A 221-nucleotide genomic window follows, 5' to 3' on the forward strand; every position below is an offset into this window, starting at 1 on the left:
GCCGGAGACCTTGATTCCGTCATTAAGGATTTGGACGTTAAAGAAAATGGCGGCGTATTAAACAGTTTTGGTGTCGTCGAATATGTGGATGGCCTGGCGCCTGGCGTATTTGTCATCGTAAAAGGCCAAAATGAAGCGGTAGCACACGAACTGAATTACCTGCTGAAGAAAGGTGACAGAGAGCACCACATTTTGTACCGCCCCTATCACCTTGCCAGCTT

Annotated in this window: 1 pseudogene; it reads left to right on the forward strand. The window is 48.0% G+C overall.

The features are described from left to right. Nucleotides 1-221: pseudogene (locus L2D08_RS23895) on the forward strand (NAD(P)H-dependent oxidoreductase); the annotation flags it as partial.

It is taken from the genome of Domibacillus sp. PGB-M46, assembly GCF_022668875.1.
In the GTDB taxonomy this organism is placed as follows: domain Bacteria; phylum Bacillota; class Bacilli; order Bacillales; family Domibacillaceae; genus Domibacillus.